The sequence below is a fragment of the Actinomyces oris genome, from assembly GCF_001937665.1.
In the GTDB taxonomy this organism is placed as follows: Bacteria; Actinomycetota; Actinomycetes; order Actinomycetales; family Actinomycetaceae; genus Actinomyces; species Actinomyces stomatis.
The window spans coordinates 1-19550 of the sequence record NZ_MSKL01000003.1; the positions used below are offsets into that span (position 1 = coordinate 1).

Consider the following 19550-nt stretch of genomic DNA (forward strand, 5'->3'; position numbering starts at 1 on the left):
GGGGAGGCAGGAAGCGGCGGGCGGAGAGCGCCGGTCGGGACGGACGTGCCAGAAGCGGGCCGGCGCCGGTGATCGAGCGGGCCCGACGAGTCGTCTCATTGCTGGAGAGGCTGCGTGTGCGCGACGACGTCGCCGTCGACCAGGAGGAGGATGACTCGGTCGTGCTGCTGGAGGACTCCGCGGTGGTCCGCGAGGGAGCCTCGGCCGGAGAGGACGCCCCGGCGGGTGAGGCACCGGAGAGCGGGGAGCTCGCGGTGCGTGGGGAGATGGTGGTGGGGGTCGTCGTGGGGGTCATAGTGCTCGCCTCAGGGCGGTGGGAAGCTGCTCAAGACGGTCCATGTCCACGACCGGCATCGTTCCGGCGTGGTGCCGCGACAGGCCGTGCTGGCCCGCGCGCAAGGCGACGGCCACCATCGGCAGGGGGGCGAAGCCGTGAGCCCGGGCCAGCACGGCGCGGTCGACCTGCTGACCGGTGACAAGGACGACGATAGAGGCATCGGGGTGCGCCGTGCAGGCGTGTCGCACCAGGAGGTCGCAGCTGATGTCGTCCTCACCGGTGCTCAGCAGGCAGGACGTGTCCAGCATCCGCAGGGCGGAGGAGGTGGGCAGGGCCCCGATCTGGGTGATGAAGCGGACCTCGCGCCCGTCCTGGATCGCATCCATGGCCAGTGAGCAGGCGATGGATACCGCGGTCTCGAAGTCCTCCTCCCCGGCGTAGTCGTCCTGGCGGGTGGACAGCAGGACGAGCAGGCTGGAGCGACGGGTCTCCTCGAACTGACGCACCATGAGCCGACCGGTGCGGGCCGTGGTGCGCCAGTGGACGTTGCGTCGGTCATCGCCGGGTACGTACTCGCGCAGGGCGTGGAAGGCGACGTCGGAGCTGGACAGGTCCTGGGTGACGGCGCCCTCGATGTCCCGCAGGACGCCGTGCAGGACCGTGCCCAGGCGCACGGTACGCGGGTGGATGTGGATGTCCTGCGGGGTGCTCAGGGAGCGCTCGCGCTGGAGCAGGCCCACTGGGTCGCGCTGGACCGCCAGGACCGGCCCCACGGTGACGACGCCTCGACGCTGCGTGGGCAGGACGAAGCCGCGCTCGTGGACGGCCCCGGGGGTCAGGGTCGGGACGACGAAGACGGCGCGCCCCGGCCCCACCGGCATCTCCATGCGCGAGGGCAGCAGCGGCCGGGTTCGGGGATTGGTGACGGTCAGGCGAATGAGGGCGTGGTCGCCCACGGTGACGCGGGACTCGAGCAGGTTGTGGTTGACCGAGTAGCCGCGGCGGGGGATGAGCCACAGCCAGGCGCTCACCACGATGATGCCGACGACGACCGTGGCGCTCCATGCCTCCTGCCAGCCCATGACGGCTCCGACCAGCCCACAGGCCACGAGCAGCACCAGACTGCCCCACCCGATCGGGGTCACGGTGTGCAGCAGCCATCGCAGCGGCCGCAGCAGCACTGCGGCCGCTGCGGTCAGCCGGGACTGCGAGGGCCTGGCGGTCAGGGCCTCGTTCGCGGAGGCCGACGACGCAGCTGATGCCGTGGACTGCGAGGACGCCGACGCCCCCGAGGCGCTCGGTGGTACGGCGGGAGAGGCGGATGCACCGGACCCGCCCGCCGAACCCGGGTGGGCCTGGCGGGCAGGATTCTGCGACGTCGTCTGAGGCGTCATACGACTCAATCGCGGGTCGTGGGGGCGGGGACCTGGGCCAGGGCGGCGGTGATGACGCCGGAGGCGGTGGCGCCGCTGAACTCGGCGTCGGGGTCCATGACCAGGCGGTGGGCCCACACGACCTCGGCAAGATCCTTGATGTCGTCGGGCAGGACGAAGTTGCGCCCCTGGGAGGCCGCCCACACCCGGGCGGCCCGAGCCATGCCGATGGCACCACGGGTGGACACGCCCATGCGGGTCTCCTCGGCTGCGCGCGTGGCCTCCACCAGGGCCCCGATGTAGTCCAGCACCGAGTTCTCGATGTGGTTGGACGCGGCCAGGTCGGCCATGGAGGCCACGACGCTGGAGGCCACGACCGCGGACAGGTTCTTGGAACGGTCCGGGTGGGCCGAGCTCGACAGGATCCGGGTGAGCGCCTCCCGGTTGGGGTAGCCCACGGATGCCTTCATGAGGAAGCGGTCGAGCTGGGCCTCGGGCAGGCGGTAGGTGCCGGCCTGCTCGATGGGGTTCTGGGTGGCGATGACCATGAAGGGGCGCTCAGTCGTGTGGCGCACGCCGTCGACCGTCACCTGGGACTCCTCCATGACCTCCAGGAGGGCTGACTGGGTCTTGGGGCTGGCCCGGTTGATCTCGTCGGCCAGGACGATCGAGGAGAAGATCGGGCCGGCGTGGAAGTCCCAGGTGCCCGTCTTCTGGTCGTAGATCGTCACGCCCGTGATGTCGCTGGGCAGCAGGTCGGGGGTGAACTGGATGCGCGAGTGCGTCCCCTGCACCGAGGCCGCCAGAGCCCGGGCCAGGGCTGTCTTGCCGGTTCCGGGGGCGTCCTCGAGCAGGAGGTGCCCCTCGGAGAGCATGGTGGTCAGGGCCAGCTTGATCACGTCTTCCTTGTCGAGCAGCGCCTGACCGACGTTGTTGACAATGGTGGAGAAGGCGTCAGCGAACCATGTCGCGTTCTCGGGAGTCATCGGCATGGAATCAATGATCCTTCGGGTGGAGAGAGGTGAGTGTGTGACTTGTTGCGTACTGGGCATCGATCCGGTTAATGATCCGGTTACTGCTGGGTGCAGGTGATGGACTGGTTCCAGTGCGGCGTCCTGTGGGGGAACTTGTGCCGGGCGTAGCCGTTCCTATCGAGAGTGACCTCCTCCTCATTCCAGGCCGGCTGCCAGTTCCAGGTGTCCCAGTACCAGTATCCGCAGGACATGGTGCTATTGGGGTTGCCGGTGATGTCGAAGACCATCTGGTAGCAGGCGCCCCAGGGGCCGAAGGGGCGGCACCTCTGCGAGTGGTCCACATAGAACTGCTTCTCGGTGCCGACTGGGAACGCCTGCTTCTTGTCGTCGTCGTCATCGTCGTCGTCATCATTGTCGTGCTTGGACGGCCTGGTGACGGTGTCGCAGCCCCACTCGGAGGTGCCGGCGTTGGTCCTTGCCCGCACGCACCAGGTGAGCGACTCACCGCGCTTGAGCTTGCCGTCGTAGGTGTCGCCGATCTCGACGCCCTCCACGGACTTGCCGCCGTCATCGGTCTGCTCGTACTCAGCGCTCGCGCCGTTGTTGCCCCCGGGGCTCCAGGAGCAGGAGACCTTCTTCTGCTTCTTGCCGGTGAGCTCACAGCTGACCGAGGGCGCCGACGGCGGACCGTAGGGCGCCACCGGGGAGGAGGCGACGACGTCGGAGTACTGCCCGCCACCGTTGGTGCGGGCGTAGACGGTGTAGGCCTGCCCGTCGGTCAGCCCCCGGATGGTTGAGGAGCTGGTCCAGGTGACCTGGTCGACGGAGTACTCCACCATCAGCTCGCCCACGCTCCAGCCGTTGCCGGCCCGGGGCGAGGCGCTCACGGACAGCTCGCCGCTGTTGCCGGTGGCCTTGACGGCGGGGGTCGACGGCGTCAGCGGGGCCGGCTTGTAGCTGTAGCTGGCCTGACCCGAGGTCTTGGAGCCGTGACCGTTGTCGGCCTCGACCCAGAAGGTCCAGGTTCCGCGCGAGACCGAGACCGTGGTGGAGGTGGAGCCTCCCACGTCCTTGGAGTCGCTGGTGTGCCCGTTGGAGTAGTGCAGCGTGTAGCTCACGGGGCTGCCGTTGCCGTTGGCCGCCTGCCAGCTGACGGTGACCGTGTCCCCGTTGGGGGTGATGACGGGGGTCCCGGGGGTTCCGGGCTCACCGTAGGGCGTCACCGAGTTGGAGGAGGAGGACCACTCCGAGACCGTCCCCTGGCTCGACCTGGCGCGCACCTGAGCGGTATAGGCGCGTCCCGGGGCGACGTCGAAGGATGCGGATCCTCCGGTGATGCCCGTCTGCACGGTTCCGTCCGACAGGCGCACGTCGTAGGTCGTCGCGCCCCCGAAGGGATCGTCCACCTCGGTCCAGCCGACGGTGAGCCTGCCCGAGCCGGCCGTCAGCGTGGGCGCCGCCGGGGTCTTGGCCGTGGCATTGTGCTGGTAGGACACCGTCGCGGCCTCGGAGTCGCCGTACTTGTTGGTGGACACGACCTGGATGTTGTAGCTCTGACCGGGCGCCAGGTCGCTGATGAGGCAGTTCGAGGTCGAGCAGGTCTGCTCGGCGCCGTTGACACTGACCTTGTAACCGGTGATGGGGGAGCCGTTGGCGGAACCATCGGTCCAGGACACGCGCGCCGAGTCGGCGTCCACCGGAGCCACGTTCACCCCGGAGGGGGCTGCGGGCGCCACCCCGCCGACCTGCACGGTGATGGTGCCGGTGACGGCCCGGGACTCCGAGCCGGTGGAGTCGAGCACCTTGTACTGCGCGGTGATGGTGCCGTGGAACCCGCTGTTCGGCGTGATCGTCACAGTCGTGCCGGAGACGCTGATCGCGCCCTGGCCGGCGGTGATCGTCGGAGTGCCGGACAGGGTGATCGGCTTGTCCGGGAAGGGGTTGCTCACCGCCTTGGACACGTCGGCGCTGACCGCCTCGCCGTTGCGGGACTCCAGGTTGATGGGGGCCGTGGTCATGAGGGGCTTGTTGGACGCGCTGACCCGAACGGGCAGGGAGGCGCTCACCGGCGGGTTGACGCCGTCGGAGACCGTGATCGGGATGGAGCCCGTGGCGCCCTCGGCGGTCTTGTCGGAGGCCTTGACCGACAGCGTCGAGCCGCTCAAGGAGATCTCGAATCCCGCGGGGGCGGGACCGGCCTGGAAGGAGAGCTTGTCACCCGGGTCGGGGTCGGTGGCCATGGCCGCCAGGTTGGCCGTCACGGCGCCCTCGCCTGGCGCCACCGTCACCTCGGTGGGGGTGAAGGTCGGCGGCCTGTTCGATGAGGACTGCACGATGATCGGCAGTGTGAGCGTTGAGCTCAGGGCGTCCGAGCCGGTGCCGTCGGCCACGGTGAAGGTCACCGAGGTCTGCCCGGTGAATCCCGAGTCGGGGGTGAAGGACAGTGCCGACCCGCCCGAGGCGACCTTGGCGTCCTTGGTGCCCTTGGCCATGTGAATGGAGGAGGTGTCCGTGATGACGGGCTTGGTGCCCTCACGGGTGAGGATGTAGGAGGACAGGTTGATGTCCGTGGTCTTGTCCGCCAGCACGCGGGCGGGCACGGCCGAGGGGTTGATGCGGGGCCGCAGGGCCGAGCGGGCCGGTACCACGACCACGGCGTGACCGGTCAGTCCGTCGGCGTCGGTGATCGTGTAGAGCACGAGCCGCTGGGTCTCGCCCACCGTGAGGCTCAGGGAGTCCTTGCCCACCTCCACGTCGGGGTCGGAGGAGGACAGCTTGAGGTCCCACGGCGAGCCGTCGGTGTCCTTGTCATTGTCCAGCACCGGGACGGTGACATGGCCGTTGGCGTCGACCTGGTCGACGGTCACGTAGTCGTCCACGCCCACCGGATTGGCCAGGGGAGCGTTGCTCGAGACCTGGACGGTGACGGTGCCGGTGTCCGTACCGCCTCGTCCGTCGGAGACGGTGTAGGTGACCGAGTGGTTGCCCTCCTTCTCCGGCAGGTCGAGCACCAGGCGGCCGGCCCGGGTGGACACACCCAGAGACGGGTCGCTGGAGACCGGGTCCCCCTCCAGGGACAGGCTGTCGCCGTCGGTGTCCAGGTCATTGGACAGGACGTCCACGGCGACGGTGCGCCCGGGCTTGGCCACGACCAGATCATCGGTGGCCACCGGGGCCACGTTGAGCGGTGAGGCCTGGGCGACGCCCACGCGGACCGTGCCGGTGGCCTGGGCCCCGAAGCGGTCCTCGACGACGTAGGTGAAGGTGTCGGTGCCGGTGGCACCCTCGGAGGGCGTGTAGGTCAGCCACGAGGAGTTGATCTCCACCGAGCCCAGGGAGGGGGCCTGGTTGAGGCCCACGAGGCTCACCGAGTCGCCGTCGGGATCGATGCCGTCCAGCGGCACGGTGATGTTCGTGGTCGAGCCGGCCAGGGTGCGGGCCTCCAGGTTGCGCGGTGAGGGCGCGGAGTTGTGCTCGGCGTCCTGTGCACGCACCTCCACGGTGACGATGCCCGAGGCGGTCTGCCCCTGATCGTCCTTGGCCGTGTAGGCGTAGGAGGTGCGGCCGGGCTGGCTGCCGGCGCGGAAGCGGACGGTGTTCTCACTGACCCAGGCGGTGCCTAGCTCGTCGCCGACGAGACTGACCTGGGAGTCCACCGACAGGTTGAGACCCGCGGGGGAGGAGTCGTTGTCCAGGACCGGCACGGTGACGACGTCGCCGGCTCGTACGACAGCGGTGTCGTTGGTGACCACTGGCGGCTGGGGCTGGGACTGGGTCACCGGGACGATGGAGATCTTCCCGGTGGCGCTGGAGGTGCCGTTGGTGACGGTGTAGTCCACCGTCAGATTGGCCGGGACGGTGCTGGCCGCGGTGATCTGCAGCAGGGAGTGGTCCACGACCGTGACGGTGACTCCGGAGTCCGGCGGGGCCTTGACCGACTGCAGGACCAGGATCCCCCCGGAGGGGTCGAAGTCGTTGTTGAGCGGGGCGATGGTCGTCGAACCGCCGTTGCGCAGCAGGGCGGTGTCGTTCTCGACCTCGGGCGGCACCGTGGCGTCGGCCTTGGGCGTGACGTCCACGCGCACGATGCCCTGGGCCGTGTTGGCCCCGTCCATGACGTCGTAGGTGAGGTAGTAGGTCTGGGCCTGGGCGTTGGCCTCGGTGGAGAAGGTGAAGACACCGGCCTGCTGGTCGACGTTGATCGAGGTCCCGGCCGGGGCCTCCTGCACCGCGGCCAGACGCAGGGTCCCCCCGGAGGGCGAGGTGTCGTTGTCCAGGGGCGAGACGACGGCCTTGGAGCCGGCGACGACGCGCACGTGGTCGGCGTTGGCGATCGGCTTGGCCGACTGGGCCGGCTGCACGTCGACCTTGACCACGCCGGAGGTGGTCTCCCGGCCGTCGGAGACGGTGACGGTCAGGTCGCGGGTGCCGGTGCCGGCGCCCAGCTCGCGCACCGTGACGGTGCCCTCGTTGGAGACCTTGGTGTCCAGCCCCTCGCCCTGGGCGGAGACCAGGTAGAGGTCGTCCCCGTCGGGGTCCAGCCAGTGCCCCAGCACGTCCAGGGAGCCGGAGGTCTTCTCGGCAACTGTGAGGGTCGGGGTGGTGATCTGTTTCGGGTCGCCGTTGACGTCCCAGCCGTGGACGTCAACGGTGGCGACGGCGGAGTCACTCATACCGCGGCCGTCGTCGGCCGTGTAGGGCACGGAGTAGCTGCCGGAGGCGTTGTCCGGGACGTCCATGCGCAGAGCCAGTCCGCCCTGGGCCTTGGTGGCCTTCAGTGACCCGCCGTTGTCCTGGGGGGTGGCGGTGAGGACGTCACCGTCGGGGTCGGTGTCATTGGCCAGCACGGGCAGGAGCGTGGAACGGCCCGGGCGTACGCCGAAGCTGTCATCGGTCGCCTTGGGGGCGTGGTTCTCCTCGGTGCGCTCCGGGGGCGTCTGCGAGTCCGAGGTATTGGCGGAGTCGTCCTTCTGATCGGCGTTGTCGTCGGTCTGGGCGGTCTTGTCCGTCCAGTCGTCGATGAGGACGAGGTCCTCGTTGGGCAGCCACACTGAGCCCGTATCCAGGTCGTTGAGCACGATGGCGTCGCGGTTGACCCGGAAGACCGGGGCGGAGGACGAGGCGAGCTTGTCGTCGTGGACGGTGTCGGTGCCGCCGTCGAACAGTCCCGAGCAGCTGCGCACGAACTGGCCCGAGCCGGACCAGGCCGCGTAGACGCACTTGCCCAGACGCACCGGCTGGGCGGGCACCCCTTCAGGGGCGGGGCCCTCCTTGGCCGACGGCGTCTTGGTGACCTTGCCCCCGTCCAGGGGGACGGAGATGAGCTCGTTGCGGGAGGCGAGCAGGACCGAGTCGGCCTCGGGGCCGGGCTGCTGGATCACCAGGCCGGAGGTCCCCAGGTTGACGGACTTGCCCTCGGGCAGGTGGAGGATGCCGGTGCTGCGCTCGAGGACCACGGGCTGGTCCCCGACGGCGGTGATGGCCAGATCGGTGCCGGCGGTCAGCTTCAGGGAGGTGTTCGTGGCCTCCTTCCAGCCCTTGTCGCTGGTCTCCAGGGAGACCAGCGACTTGCTGGTGGCTGAGACGGCGTGGATGGCGCCGTCCTTGCCGATGGCGGCCACGACGTCGGGCATGCCGGTGACGACCGGGGCGGCGGCGGTCAGGGAGCCGGCCGACTTGGTCTTGGCGGCGCGGATGGTGCCCTGGACCTTGTCGACTGCCATGACCCGGTCCCCGCCCTGAGCGATGGTCACGCCCTTGGTGAGCTGGGTGCGTCCGGAGAAGGCGACCTGGGAGGGATCGACCGAGGACACGGAGGCGTCACCGGAGTCCGGGACCAGGACGTCCTCGGCGTTCTGGGTGACGTCGAAGGAGGACGAGGAGGTGCGGATCGTTCCGTCGACCTCGCGGGAGGGGTAGTTGAGGCGGGCCACCAGGTGCTTGGAGGTGGAGGTGACCCATACGCCGCCGTCGTTGAGGTGCAGGTCGGCCTGGGCCACGCCCTCGTGGAGCCAGGCGGCCGTTCCCAGGGCCGCGACGCACACGGCTGCGGCCAGCGACGACATGCGTTTGCGCAGCCGCACGCGCTGGGCGCGCGACTGGGGGATGCGGAAGGTCGCGGCCAGTCGGGAGGTGGTGGTACCGGAGGTGAGACCCGAGCCGACGTCCTGACCGGAGTCATCGGACTGGGCGGCCTTGCTCCGCCGCCGGGGGCGCAGGGCGCTCGCGGCGCGGGCGAGCAGACCGGGGCGGTCCGTGGCGGACGGTTCGGTCTGAGGGGTGCCGGAGTCGGAACGGTTGCTTCCGCCGTCACCGGCACCGGAGGCGGCTGCGGCGGAGTCGATGCTGCTCGACGGGGTGTCGGGCGTCTCGAAGTCGTTACGTGAAGTGGTCACTGGGCCCCTTGGGGACTACGGGATGCGACTTCCTGGACGAGGGTGCGTCGCAGCATCGTCGAGGAGGTGGTGGGCGTGTAGGGCAGGTAGATCACTGAGGCCCCGACCTCGGCCATCTCGGCCTCCAGGCGGTGGCCCTTGTCCGTCCCCTCCCAGTCGGTGCCCTTGAACAGCACGTCGAAGGGGGAGCGCTTCCAGGCCAGGCGCTTGTCCTGGTCGTAGTCGGGAACCACGGAGTCCACCATGCGCAGGGCGGCCACCATGGCCATGCGCTCGGCCAGGGGCACGATGGGGGCGCGTCCCTTCATCCGCTCCAGCGACTCGTCGGTGGCGACCCCCGCGATGAGGTGATCGCAGCGCTTGGCCGCCTCGGTGAGGATGTTGAGGTGCCCTACGTGCAGCATGTCGAAGCCGCCGGGGACGTAGCCGGTGATCATCAGTAGGCTCCCTTTCCGCCGATAACCGCGCGCAGCGTTCCAGCGAAGATCTTCGCGTCCAGGGCCCCGCCCCGGTTCTCCACGTAGTGACGGTCCAGGGCCACGGTCGAGGCCCAGGACAGGTCCGAGCGTCCGGAGATCTGCCACAGACCGGTCAGCCCGGGCTTGACCAGGAGACGGCGCAGCGCCTCGGCGTCGTACTTGGCGACCTCCACGGGAAGTGCGGGGCGGGGCCCCACCAGGCTCATGTCTCCGCGCACGACGTTGATGAGCTGGGGGAGCTCATCGATCGACAGACGGCGGATCCAGCGGCCCACGCGGGTGATGCGCGGGTCCTGGCGGTCCTTGAACATGACCTCGTTGCCGGCGTCGCCACCGGCCTTGACCACCGATGCGCGGCGAGCGTCGGAGTCGATGTACATGGAGCGGAACTTCCACATGGTGAAGGGCTTGCCGTCCTGCCCCACGCGGGTCTGGGTGTAGAAGACCGGGCCGGGGGAGTCGATGCGGATGGCGAGCGCGGTGGCCGCCAGCAGCGGCGAGATGAGGGCCAGGCCGATGGCGCCGGCGAGGCGGTCGAACAGGGCCTTGCCCACGGCGCGGGTGCGGCGGGTCTTGACGGCGATGAGGCCGGTCCAGCCGTGAGTGACCGTCAGGGCCCGCATGCGCCCGGGTACGACGTCCTGCAGTCCGGGGGCGACGACGAGCCGAACCTGAGTGTTCTCCAGACCGCGCATGAGGGTGACCAGGTCCTCGGGGAGGACCGATCCGACCGTCATGACGGCGTCGATGCGCTCGGCGTGCAGGGTCTGAGCGATGTGCTGAGGGCTGCGTACGGGCTCGGCCGAGTGGAAGGCGCGGTCCTGCCCGGAGGACAGGTAGCCCACGATGAGGAAGCCGTCCATGGGGTGACGGCGCAGCTGGGTGAGCATGGGCTGGGAGCCCGACCCCATGACGATGAGGGTGCGGCGCAGGGCGTGTCCCTCGAGGCGGCGGCGGCGCAGCCACCCGGACTCGATGGAGCGTCCGGTGACGGCCAGAAGGAGCTGGGCCGCCAGGGCGGCCAGCAGAGTGGTCCGGGCAACTCCGGACAGGTCGGCCAGCAGCAGGGCCACCGGGAGGCTCACGGCGGCCGCGGCGACGAAACGGCCCGTACCGGGCCCGGCCTGCTCAACGGCGTCGATGCCGAGAGCTCCCAGGAACCAGGCGACGAGCACCATCGTGATGCCCACGGTGGTCGTAGACCAGACCAGTGGTAGGTGGCCACCCAGGAGGGCGAGCCAGAAGGGGACGGCGACGGCGAAGAGGTCGGACAGGACGAGCCAGATGACGAGGTCGTGGCGCGTGCGTGCCCAAGGACTGCGCGGAGCGGTGGGGGAGGTGGCGTCGGCTGCTGCTGTCGAGGGACGCCGGTGCTGCTCGCGCTGGGGCAGTGTCAGGGTCGAACTAGACAAGGTGGACTCCGCAGGGATGATCGAGGGTGGGCAATAACTGGTCGGCTAGTGCTGACGGGACGTCGTGAACAGCAGCGTTTTAGAATGCTACTAACTCTAGTGGACGTTATTTGTGGGAAGTGGCCAAGATCGCAGGGGCAAGATGAGGAGTCGAGATGTTTCTGAGGTATCTGTATGTTACAGGTGAGCAACGATATGGGGACGTCAATGCACCTGTAAGAGACCTTTCAGGGTTCTTCCAGCAGGCAGTGTTTTGGCTGATCAGAGCCGGTTTGCTGGGGTTGTGCCAAGGGGGGTTGGGTGGGGGACGGTCTATGTCACAAGACGATAAACAAAAGATAGCAGGTCGCCGATCCTGATGCGTCTACTCTCGTGCCTGTCTTCGAGGATCTTTCCGATGCCGGATTGTGACCTTCCTACAACATCAGGAGTGCGATGTGACCCAGTCGAGTTCCTCGGCGTCTGTGCCGGCCTCCGAGCCGGCCTCGCCTCAGGCGGAGGCCGGTGACGCCCCGTCGGGCGCCGGCGACCGCCGACCACCTGTGGGCACCTCAGGCGCCGCAAGCCTCTCGACGGTTGAGGCGAGTGGTGGGGCGATCCCGCCCCGGGTTCCTCGTCGTTCGCCGCTGAGGAGGCTCGGCGGGGCCTTCAGGCGGGGGTCGTCGTCGGGCGCCAGCTGGTCGTCTGTGGGAACCACAGCCGTGGCCAAGGTGGTGGTCATGGGCGTCTCGGGCCTCTTCGGGCTGGTCAACACCAGTCTCATCATCAGGCATTTTGGGGTCGACGCCTTTGCCCAATACGGTCTGCTGGCCACCTTCCCGACCCTCATGCCCTTCACCGACCTGGGCATCGGCGCGGTCATCCTCAACACGGTGGCGGGCTCGACCGACCCGGCCCACGACTCGACCGTGCGGCGCACGATCACCACCGCCGTCCGGGTGCTGCTCGGCTCCGCCCTGGTCATCAGCACCGTCGGCATCGTCATCATGCTGCTGGGCGCCTGGCCCTGGCTGCTGGGCGACAAGCTCATGGAGGGCGGCGGCCTCACCGCCACCGTCTGTCTCATCATCTACGCCGCGGCCCTGCCGCTGTCCGTGGGGCAGCGAGTCATCATCGGCCTGGGGCGCTCGACCACGCAGGTCATCAGTCAGGGGGTCGTCTCCCCGGCCATGTCCTGCTTCCTGCTGCTGGCCATCGTCACTGGTCTGGGGCGTGGCAACGCCGTGTCCATCTACTCCTACATCGCCAACGCCCTGGTGTCGGTCATCTGCATCGTCGTCGCCTGGCGCGCCACTCGTCCGCTGTTCAAAGGAGCCCTGAGGGACGTGCCGCGTGTCCGCAGCGTGCGCGGCGTGCGCATCGTCAACACCGCGGGCCCCCAGCTGCTCCAGTCCCTGGCCATCCCGATCGCCTTCCAGACCGACCGGCTCCTCCTGTCCCACCTGGGGCAGTCGCAGGCCCTGGCCGAGTACAACCTGGCCAACAACCTGTTCAACATGCTCACTCAGACGGTCATGGCGGCCGGTGTCGCCATGTGGCCCATGTTCGCCAGAGCTCGGGCCGACAAGCGCATCGAGAGCCCCTTCAAGCCGGCCATCGTCTTCAGTGGGGGCGGTTTCCTCCTGGCTCTCGCCCTCGTCGCCGTCACCCCCTGGGCCGCCCGGGTCATGTCCCACGGCAAGATCGTCCTGCCGGCCGCGCTCGTGTGGGCCTTCGCCGCCTATGTCGCCGTCGAGGCCGGCAAGCAGCCGCTGGGCATGTACATGACCGACCCGCGCGGACTGCAGTTCCAGGTCGTCCCGGTGCTCGTCCTGGTGCCGATGAACCTCGCCATCTCCTGGGCCCTCATTGGGCGCTACGATGCGGCCGGACCTATCCTGGGCTCGGTGATCTCGGTGATCCTGTGCCAGATCATCCCGTATGCCTGGTGGGTGCGCCGGGACGTGGCCAGGCGTCGTCGAGAGCTGGCGCGGCAGTGATCCCCTCCTCGTCGGCCGACGGCGCCGAGTCGGTTCGTGCCACCTGGGTGCCGGCGCCGCGTTCTCCTGTCCGGTCGCTCCCCGACGTCCCCCGACTCCCTCGTCTCGTCGTTCCTCATCAGTCCAACACCCGGCCCGGTTCCCCGGGCCCCGCTCAAGGAGAAGCCTCATGAGCTCCCCTGCTGGTTCCCCCACCATCGCCGAGAACATCAGGGCCCTGTCCCGGGCTCAGAAGTCCAAGGCCGGTGCCCCCCTCTACTCCCGCATCATCAACCGCCCCGCAGGTCGGGTCCTGGCCGCCATCGCCCACCGGCTGGGCGCGACCCCGGACCAGGTGACGGTCCTGTCGGCACTGTGCACCTACAGCGGCATCGCCCTCATCGCCCTGTGGCGTCCTACAGCCGTGTCCGCCGTGGCGACCGCCCTGCTGCTCATGTTCGGATATGCCCTCGACGCCGCAGACGGACAGCTGGCGAGATTGCGCAATGGAGGGTCAAAAGCCGGTGAATGGCTCGACCATGTCGCCGACGTTATTAAGCTCTCGACAATTCATGGAGCCATTGCAATCTCGCTGTTCCGTTTCACGGAATTGCCGCCCCAGGTTCTGCTTATTCCGCTCGCTTTCGGGGCGATTCAGAATATTCACTTCTTCAGTTACATTCTGACATATCAGTTGCGTTATCACGGCGGTACTCCTCTGGCCAAGGATGAGGCCCGTCCCGGCATCATCAAGTCGGTCCTGTCGGCTCCCACGGACTACGGACTCATGTGCTTCGTGCTCATGACCCGCTTCGTCCCCACGGCCTTCCTGTGGGTGTACGGCATCATGCTTCTGGGGTACACCGGCTACGTGGCCCTGGCCCTGCCCAAGTGGTACCGCGACCTGCGCAACGACCTCCAGTAGCTCATCGCCTCGCCGGCACTCCTGTTGAGATCCCTACCAAAACTCCTCCTTCAATCGTCTGTTAAGGAATCTTATGTCTCTGCTTACCGGCCGCAAGGCGCTACTGGTCTATACGGGACGCAAGGATGGACTGGGCAACCGCGTGCGCGCGCTGCTGTCCGCCCAGGAGCTCGCCCGGGTCGAGGACCGCGACCTCTACTACGTGTGGAGCACGGACGAGTACTTCGGCCCCCGGATGGATGAGCTGTGGCGCTTCGAAGGGGGCAGCCCCGTATCGCGCCTGACCTCCCGGGCGCTCCTTCCCCTGGCCCGGTACCGACAGCCCAAGGGCGTCCGGATCACCGCCGAGCTGCGCCGCCGCCACCTGTGGCAGATCCACTCCCACGGGCTGCCCGTCACCTGGGAGGACCCGTCCTGGAGCGGAGGGGGCGACGAGGAGGGCACACCCACCGGGCCGCGCCCCTGGACCCAGCGGCTGCGCGAGCTCACCCCCGTCGACGAGATCGCCGATGAGGTCCTCTCCCTTTACGACGCCCACCTGCGGGGACGCCCCTACGTCGGCATCCAGGTACGCACCCACGCGGTCTCCCACGCCAAGACCATCGAGTCCTCACCAGTGGAGTGGTTCGCCAACCGGATGCGCCAGATCCGCGCCGACCACCCCGACGTCCCCTTCTTCCTGTCCTGCGACACCCCCGAGGCCCAGGAGCAGCTGGCCGGAGAGTTCGATGGCTGCGTCTTCCTGACCGACAAGGGCGGATACAACACCGTCAAGGGCGTGCGTTCGGGCCTGGTCGACCTCTACCTGCTGGCCAGCTCCCAGCACCTCATCGGGGCCTCCTTCTCCAGCTTCGTGGAGATGGCCGTCTTCCTGTGCGACGGCGTCGTCCCCTTCGAGCGGCCCGACCAGCCCCTGGACGGCGAGTTCAGCCTGTCCCTGGGACTGGCCGAGGACCCGCTGCGCCCCGCCCAGCGCTGACATCCTGCGGCTCATTCAGCGGGCGGGACGTCTGCCGGTGAGGTCGGGCGGGCTGAGCTCTCCCGCCCGACCCGATGAACCCGGGGCCTCAGCGCTTGAGGAGCTCGTCGACGATCCGGGTCATGGTGGCGCGGTACCCGGCCACGGAGAACCGCTCGGCGGCCTCGCGCTCGCCCTGCTGGGCCAGCCGACCGGCCAGGGCCGGGTCGGCCGCCAGGGAGCCGAGGGCGTCGGCCAGGGCCTGCGCGTCGTCGGCGGGCACGAGCAGACCGGTCACCGAATCAGTGACGACCTCGGCCAGTCCCTGGACCCGGGAGGCCACGAGCGGTCGGGCCGCGTGCATCGCCTCGACCGCCGTGTTCCCGAAGGGCTCGGCCCGGGAGGGCACGACGACGGCGTCTGCGGCCTCCAGCACCGGCCAGGTGGGGTGCACGTAACCCAGCAGCTCGACATGCCCCTTCAGGTCCTCCTGGCCGGCGCGTTCACGCAGCTCGGCCTCGTACCACTCGTAACCGGGGAAGACCGAGCCGCATACGCTCAGGGAGGCATCCACCCCAGAGCGGCGCAGCAGCCCGACGGCGTCGAGAGCCACGTCCACCCCCTTGCGCGGGGACAGCCGGCCCACCATGGCGATCCGGAAGGAGTCACCGGGCTGCCTGGGGCGCAGCGGCTCCAGAGGCCGGTCCGGTCCGGCGACCCCGTTATGGACCACCTCCGTGCGCGAGGCCAGGCGCGGCTGGGCGTCCAGGAGTGCGTCGCGGGCCGCCCCGGAGTTCGCCACGATCCGGGAGGCCGCTAGAAGCGGGGCGTTGAGCCCGGCGCGGATGATCCGTCGTTGGGTGTCCTCGGCCTCGTGCACGTGGGCCAGCACCGGGACGCCGGCCGCGCTCGCGGCCACCGGCCACCAGGGGATCGTCACCGTGTTGGTGAGGACCACCTCGGCGCGGCTGGCGCGGATGACCGCCCGTAGGCGGGCGATCTCCGGGGCGGCCTGCGCGGACAGCTTCGTCAGACCTGTGGGGCTCAGCAGGGCCTTGCGAAGGACCGTGAAGGGCATGACGGCCACGCGCGCGCCGGCGTCGCGCAGCACCTCGACCAGGGGGCCGTCCTGGGGGAGGGCCACGAGGACCTCGTGACCGGTCTCGATGAGTCCGTGAATGGTCTCCACCAGCTGCCAGTCCGAACCGTAAAGGTCGGGGGAGGGGTGGGCCACGAGGATCCGGGCGGCACTGGTGCGCACACCGCCCGCCCCGTTCCGGCTCATCGGCTCACCTTCCCGGTGCGGCGCCCGGAGGGGCGACGGCGGGTGGGGCCCTCGAGGGCCAGGCGCCGGGCCAGGGCCTCGTAGCCGGAGGCCACCTCGTCCCAGTCGTAGAGGGCCGCTCGTTCGCGGGACTCCTCACCGCGTGCGGCCTGGGCCTCGACGTCGGACTCGGCGGAGACGACCAGGGCGGCCACCTCATCCGGCGAGGTCCAGTAGCGTCCGGCCCCGCCCAGGACTTCGCGGTTGAAGGAGACGTCGAAGGCATCCACCGCGGCCCCGGCGCCGATGGCGCGCAGGAGCGAGGGGTTCGTTCCGCCCACGGAGTGGCCGTGGTAGTAGACCAGGGCGCCGGAGTAGAGCGCATCGAGCAGCTCCTGGTCCCACAGGCTGCCGAGCAGGCGGACCCGGCTGTCGGCCAGGGACTCGATGCGGGCGGTGTAGTCGTCGGCGTAGGGGGCCGAGCCGACGACGACCAGCGGCAGCGCGGCCCCGGAGCGCACGTACCCGTCCACGATGACGTCGACGTGGTTCTCCACCTCGAAGCGGGCCACGACCAGGTGGAAGCCCTTGGGGGCCAGGTCCAGCTCGGCCAGGCGCGAGGTATCGGCGGAGATGCGGGGTGCCCCGTAGGAGAGAAGATCGGTGGGGGCGTTGAACTCGTCGGTGTAGTAGTCGGCAATGCCCTGGGCGTCGGCGATGAGTGCGTCGGAGTACCGCACGGCCAGGGCCTCAGCCGCGCGGTAGTAGCGCTTACCGGTGGGGCCCCACTTGCCGCGGCGCCACTCCAGGCCGTCGACGTGGGTGGCCACCGGAATGCGCGCGGCGCGCAGGGCCGGTAGGAAGGGGGAGTTCGCCGCGTTGAAGACGAAGGCCGCGTCCGGGTGGGTGCGACGCAGCAGGTGGGCCACCGACAGGGCCGTGTGGGACAGGGTCTCCAGGCTGCGGTTCTTGACCGAGGGCAGCTCGACCAGCCGCATCCCCAGGTAGGTGCGGGGGAGCGGGGTGTCCGGCTCAGGGTTGCGGCAGTAGACGAGGACCTGATGACCGCGGTCGGCCAGGCGCCGGCCGACCTCCTCAATGGCGGTCTCGAAACCTCCGTAGCGGGCGGGGACGCCTCGCGTCCCGATCATGGCGATACGGAGCCTGTCGGGGTTCACAGCAGTCAACGGAGTCCTTTCGAAGAGCGGCGGAGCCGGTAAGGGATGGGAACCAATGATCTCGATCGATGCGACCACCGGTCACGGCAGTGGCGGAGGATCGAGGATTGTCGATGAGGGTGACGGGGGAGGCGGTGATGACGGTGGTAACAGTGATGATGAGGCGATTGGCGCGGAGACGAGATACTGGGCTCTCGCCCTCGAGCTCGCAGGCTTCTGCGGACTCGCTGCGTCGTGGACACGCGGCACACTCGGTCAGAAGTCTAGAGGCAGGTGGCCTCCGATAGGCGCCGAACGAGTCATCCCGTTATTACCTCCGGCGCCCTGGAAAGCTGAGTCTGGGCGGCGCGCTGGCGGCGCACCGGAACTATGGTGGAGGGGCCGCGATCGACTGGTCCACACCACCTGGGTGCGGACTGAGTATTCCTGCCAAGAATCAGGTGTGGAACCCAGCGGCGGTTAATGAGAGGCTATCTGTGAGAAAAGTGGGTAGGAGGCACCTCCTCGCATGAGAAGTGATTGATTGCACAACGGGAGGTGGAACAAAGGCTCTCGGAACCGTTATCAAAGCGTTACCGCTGTAATAGCCTCGTGCCGGCGCCGGTCTCGCTGCGGCGAGGCCGCCCCGTCATACCGCGCCACTTACCCAGGTTCCCTCACGTCTTAAGAACGGAGCACTCGTGCATCCTTCCCGCGCTGTCTCCAGTGTGGGGGCGGTCCTGACCGCCCTCCCTCTTGCTCTTGGTGCGCTCGTCGCCCCTACTGTTGCGCCCCCGGCTGCTGCCGCCCCGGGGCAGACCATGCTCGCCTCCCCGCAGCCACTGCCCACCGCTCAGATCGACGGCATCGTCCTGGATCAGGCGGTTGTGGGCAATACCGTCTACGTCGTCGGAGAGTTCAAGAACGCTCGCCCCGCCGGCGCTGCCGCCGGTGAGAACGAGTCTCCTCGTTACAACGCCATGGCCTTCGACATCACGACCGGTGCGCTGCTGGACTGGGCCCCCAAGGTCAACGGCAAGATCAATGCGGTCGAGGCGTCGGCCGACGGGTCCACCATCTACCTCGGCGGCAACTTCACCTCCGTCAACGATGAGACGGTCTATCGGGTGGCAGCGGTGGACGCCGCGGGCAAGCGCAAGCCGCTGGGTGCATCGGCCAACGGAACTGTCATGGACCTGGAGGTCTCACCCGACGGCTCCACCCTGTACCTGGCCGGCTCCTTCACCCAGGTCAACTCCGCGTCGCGTCAGCGTGCCGGTGCTGTGGATCTGAAGACGAACAAGGTGACCAGCTTCGCCCCTCAGGTCGACGACTCCCTGGTTCGCTCCATCACGGTGGCCACTGATAACTCCGCAGTGGCGATCGGTGGCTCCTTCACCTCGGTGGGAGGATCCTCCGACGCCTACGGCATCGCCGTCCTGGAGAAGGACGGATCTCTGCGGCACACCAACATCTCCAGCGTCATCCGCAACGCGGGGTCGGACTCTGGGATCATGAGCCTCAAATCGGACTCCCGAGGCCTTTATGGCACCGGATACTCCCAGGAGGGGACCTTCGAGGGGATGTTCCGTGCCAGCTGGACCACTGGGGACATCGACCTCATGGCCGACTGCCACGGTGACACCTACGACGTGCTGCCCACCAATGACGTCATCTACATCGGCAGCCACACTCACGACTGCAGCAACATCGGTGGTTTCTCCGATCGCTCCGAAACGGAGGGGGTCTACCACCATGCCGTGGGCTTCTCCAGCACGGCGACGGGCACTGTGAGCTCCAACACGGCCCCCGGCTACAGCGACTATGCGGGACTGCCCGCCCCCACGCAGTACAACGGCTTCCTGCCGGGTTTCCAGATCGGAGAGTACAGCGGCTTGAGCCAGGCGGTGTGGACCGTTGAGGGCAACAGCCAGTACCTCGTCTACGGCGGTGAGTTCGTCGCGGTCAACGGCACCCGGCAGCAGGGCATTGTCCGCTTCTCCATGAGTGGAGGCGATGTCAACGCCGCCAACCCCGGTGATGAGGGCGGCAACAACGGGGATAACGGCGATAACGGGGACAACGGCGACAACGACGGCGGCAAGGACAAGAAGGATAAGAAGAACAAGGACAAGAAGGGTAAGAAGAACAAGAAGAAGCAGGACGACTGGGACAACCAGGACGGCTGGGATCAGGATGACCAGGAGAACAACCAGGGCGACGGCTGGTGGTGGTGGTGACCATGAGGCCCGTCGGGTCGGCGGATCGTTGCGGTTTATCCTCTGAACGATCCGGTTCTATGGCCAGTGGTGGTGTGCTCCCGAACTCAGTGACCGCAGAGGGCGGCGTCGTGCACGGCAGAGGTCGTACGCTTCGGC

11 protein-coding genes and 1 pseudogene are annotated in these 19550 nt (G+C 68.6%); 4 read left to right on the top strand and 8 right to left on the bottom strand.

The genetic code is table 11. The features are described from left to right. From BKH28_RS00660 to BKH28_RS00685, 6 genes and pseudogenes are all read right to left on the bottom strand, one after another. Nucleotides 1–295 (bottom strand): annotated as a pseudogene (locus BKH28_RS00660) (transglutaminase-like domain-containing protein); the annotation flags it as partial. Next, nucleotides 292–1671 carry a DUF58 domain-containing protein gene (locus tag BKH28_RS00665; protein ID WP_075417025.1) on the bottom strand — a complete coding sequence of 460 codons (1380 nt, stop codon included), beginning with the start codon at nucleotides 1669–1671 and terminating at the stop codon, nucleotides 292–294. The pseudogene BKH28_RS00660 and the gene BKH28_RS00665, both read right to left, overlap by 4 nt. A gap of 5 nt (nucleotides 1672–1676) precedes the next feature. Next, entirely contained in the window at nucleotides 1677–2642 is a 966-nt protein-coding gene (locus tag BKH28_RS00670) for an AAA family ATPase (protein ID WP_075417026.1), read from the bottom strand. A gap of 80 nt (nucleotides 2643–2722) precedes the next feature. Beyond that, complete coding sequence (locus BKH28_RS00675) at nucleotides 2723–9019, bottom strand: Ig-like domain-containing protein (protein ID WP_081379980.1); 6297 nt, start codon at nucleotides 9017–9019, stop codon at nucleotides 2723–2725. Beyond that, nucleotides 9016–9456: an adenylyltransferase/cytidyltransferase family protein gene (locus BKH28_RS00680; RefSeq protein WP_075417027.1), complete on the bottom strand. Its 441-nt coding sequence runs from the start codon at nucleotides 9454–9456 to the stop codon at nucleotides 9016–9018. The genes BKH28_RS00675 and BKH28_RS00680 overlap by 4 nt, the downstream gene beginning before the upstream one ends. Continuing rightward, nucleotides 9456–10910: a sugar transferase gene (locus BKH28_RS00685; protein ID WP_075417028.1), complete on the bottom strand. Its 1455-nt coding sequence runs from the start codon at nucleotides 10908–10910 to the stop codon at nucleotides 9456–9458. The genes BKH28_RS00680 and BKH28_RS00685 overlap by 1 nt, the downstream gene beginning before the upstream one ends. Before the next feature lie 719 nt (nucleotides 10911–11629). Between BKH28_RS00685 and BKH28_RS00690 the strand changes: the two genes are divergently transcribed. The 3 genes from BKH28_RS00690 (at nucleotide 11630) to BKH28_RS00700 (ending at nucleotide 14772) form a co-directional block, all read left to right on the top strand. Next, on the top strand, nucleotides 11630–12889 hold the full coding sequence (locus BKH28_RS00690; RefSeq protein WP_075417046.1) for an oligosaccharide flippase family protein: 1260 nt from the start codon (nucleotides 11630–11632) through the stop codon (nucleotides 12887–12889). A gap of 169 nt (nucleotides 12890–13058) precedes the next feature. Further along, a complete protein-coding gene (locus BKH28_RS00695; RefSeq protein WP_075417029.1) occupies nucleotides 13059–13793 on the top strand; it encodes a CDP-alcohol phosphatidyltransferase family protein in 735 nt (244 codons plus the stop codon). Between the two features lie 73 nt (nucleotides 13794–13866). Further along, the gene (locus tag BKH28_RS00700) at nucleotides 13867–14772 is read left to right on the top strand and encodes a hypothetical protein (RefSeq protein WP_075417030.1); all 906 of its coding nucleotides are present in this window, start codon (nucleotides 13867–13869) and stop codon (nucleotides 14770–14772) included. Between the two features lie 88 nt (nucleotides 14773–14860). Here the strand turns inward: BKH28_RS00700 and BKH28_RS00705 are convergent, their stop codons facing one another. Together BKH28_RS00705 and BKH28_RS00710 are read right to left on the bottom strand one after the other, a co-directional pair. Next, nucleotides 14861–16036 (bottom strand): glycosyltransferase family 4 protein, encoded by a 1176-nt coding sequence (locus BKH28_RS00705; RefSeq protein ID WP_075417031.1) that lies wholly within the window; start codon nucleotides 16034–16036, stop codon nucleotides 14861–14863. Further along, nucleotides 16033–17166, bottom strand: a complete 1134-nt coding sequence (locus BKH28_RS00710) for a DUF1972 domain-containing protein (RefSeq protein WP_075417047.1) — start codon at nucleotides 17164–17166, stop codon at nucleotides 16033–16035. The genes BKH28_RS00705 and BKH28_RS00710 overlap by 4 nt, the downstream gene beginning before the upstream one ends. Before the next feature lie 707 nt (nucleotides 17167–17873). On the opposite strand from BKH28_RS00710, the gene BKH28_RS00715 reads away from it, so the two are divergent. Continuing rightward, nucleotides 17874–19412, top strand: a complete 1539-nt coding sequence (locus BKH28_RS00715; RefSeq protein ID WP_075417032.1) for a hypothetical protein — start codon at nucleotides 17874–17876, stop codon at nucleotides 19410–19412. The last annotated feature ends 138 nt before the right edge of the window (nucleotides 19413–19550 follow it).

Excerpts from the sequence above, each read along its gene's own strand:
- BKH28_RS00665 (WP_075417025.1), bottom strand. The coding sequence starts at position 1,671 with ATGACGCCTCAGACGACGTCGCAGAATCCTGCCCGCCAGGCCCACCCG.
- BKH28_RS00670 (WP_075417026.1), bottom strand. The coding sequence starts at position 2,642 with ATGCCGATGACTCCCGAGAACGCGACATGGTTCGCTGACGCCTTCTCC.
- BKH28_RS00680 (WP_075417027.1), bottom strand. The coding sequence starts at position 9,456 with ATGATCACCGGCTACGTCCCCGGCGGCTTCGACATGCTGCACGTAGGG.
- BKH28_RS00690 (WP_075417046.1), top strand. The coding sequence starts at position 11,630 with ATGGGCGTCTCGGGCCTCTTCGGGCTGGTCAACACCAGTCTCATCATC.
- BKH28_RS00695 (WP_075417029.1), top strand. The coding sequence starts at position 13,059 with ATGAGCTCCCCTGCTGGTTCCCCCACCATCGCCGAGAACATCAGGGCC.
- BKH28_RS00700 (WP_075417030.1), top strand. The coding sequence starts at position 13,867 with ATGTCTCTGCTTACCGGCCGCAAGGCGCTACTGGTCTATACGGGACGC.
- BKH28_RS00705 (WP_075417031.1), bottom strand. The coding sequence starts at position 16,036 with ATGAGCCGGAACGGGGCGGGCGGTGTGCGCACCAGTGCCGCCCGGATC.
- BKH28_RS00710 (WP_075417047.1), bottom strand. The coding sequence starts at position 17,166 with ATGATCGGGACGCGAGGCGTCCCCGCCCGCTACGGAGGTTTCGAGACC.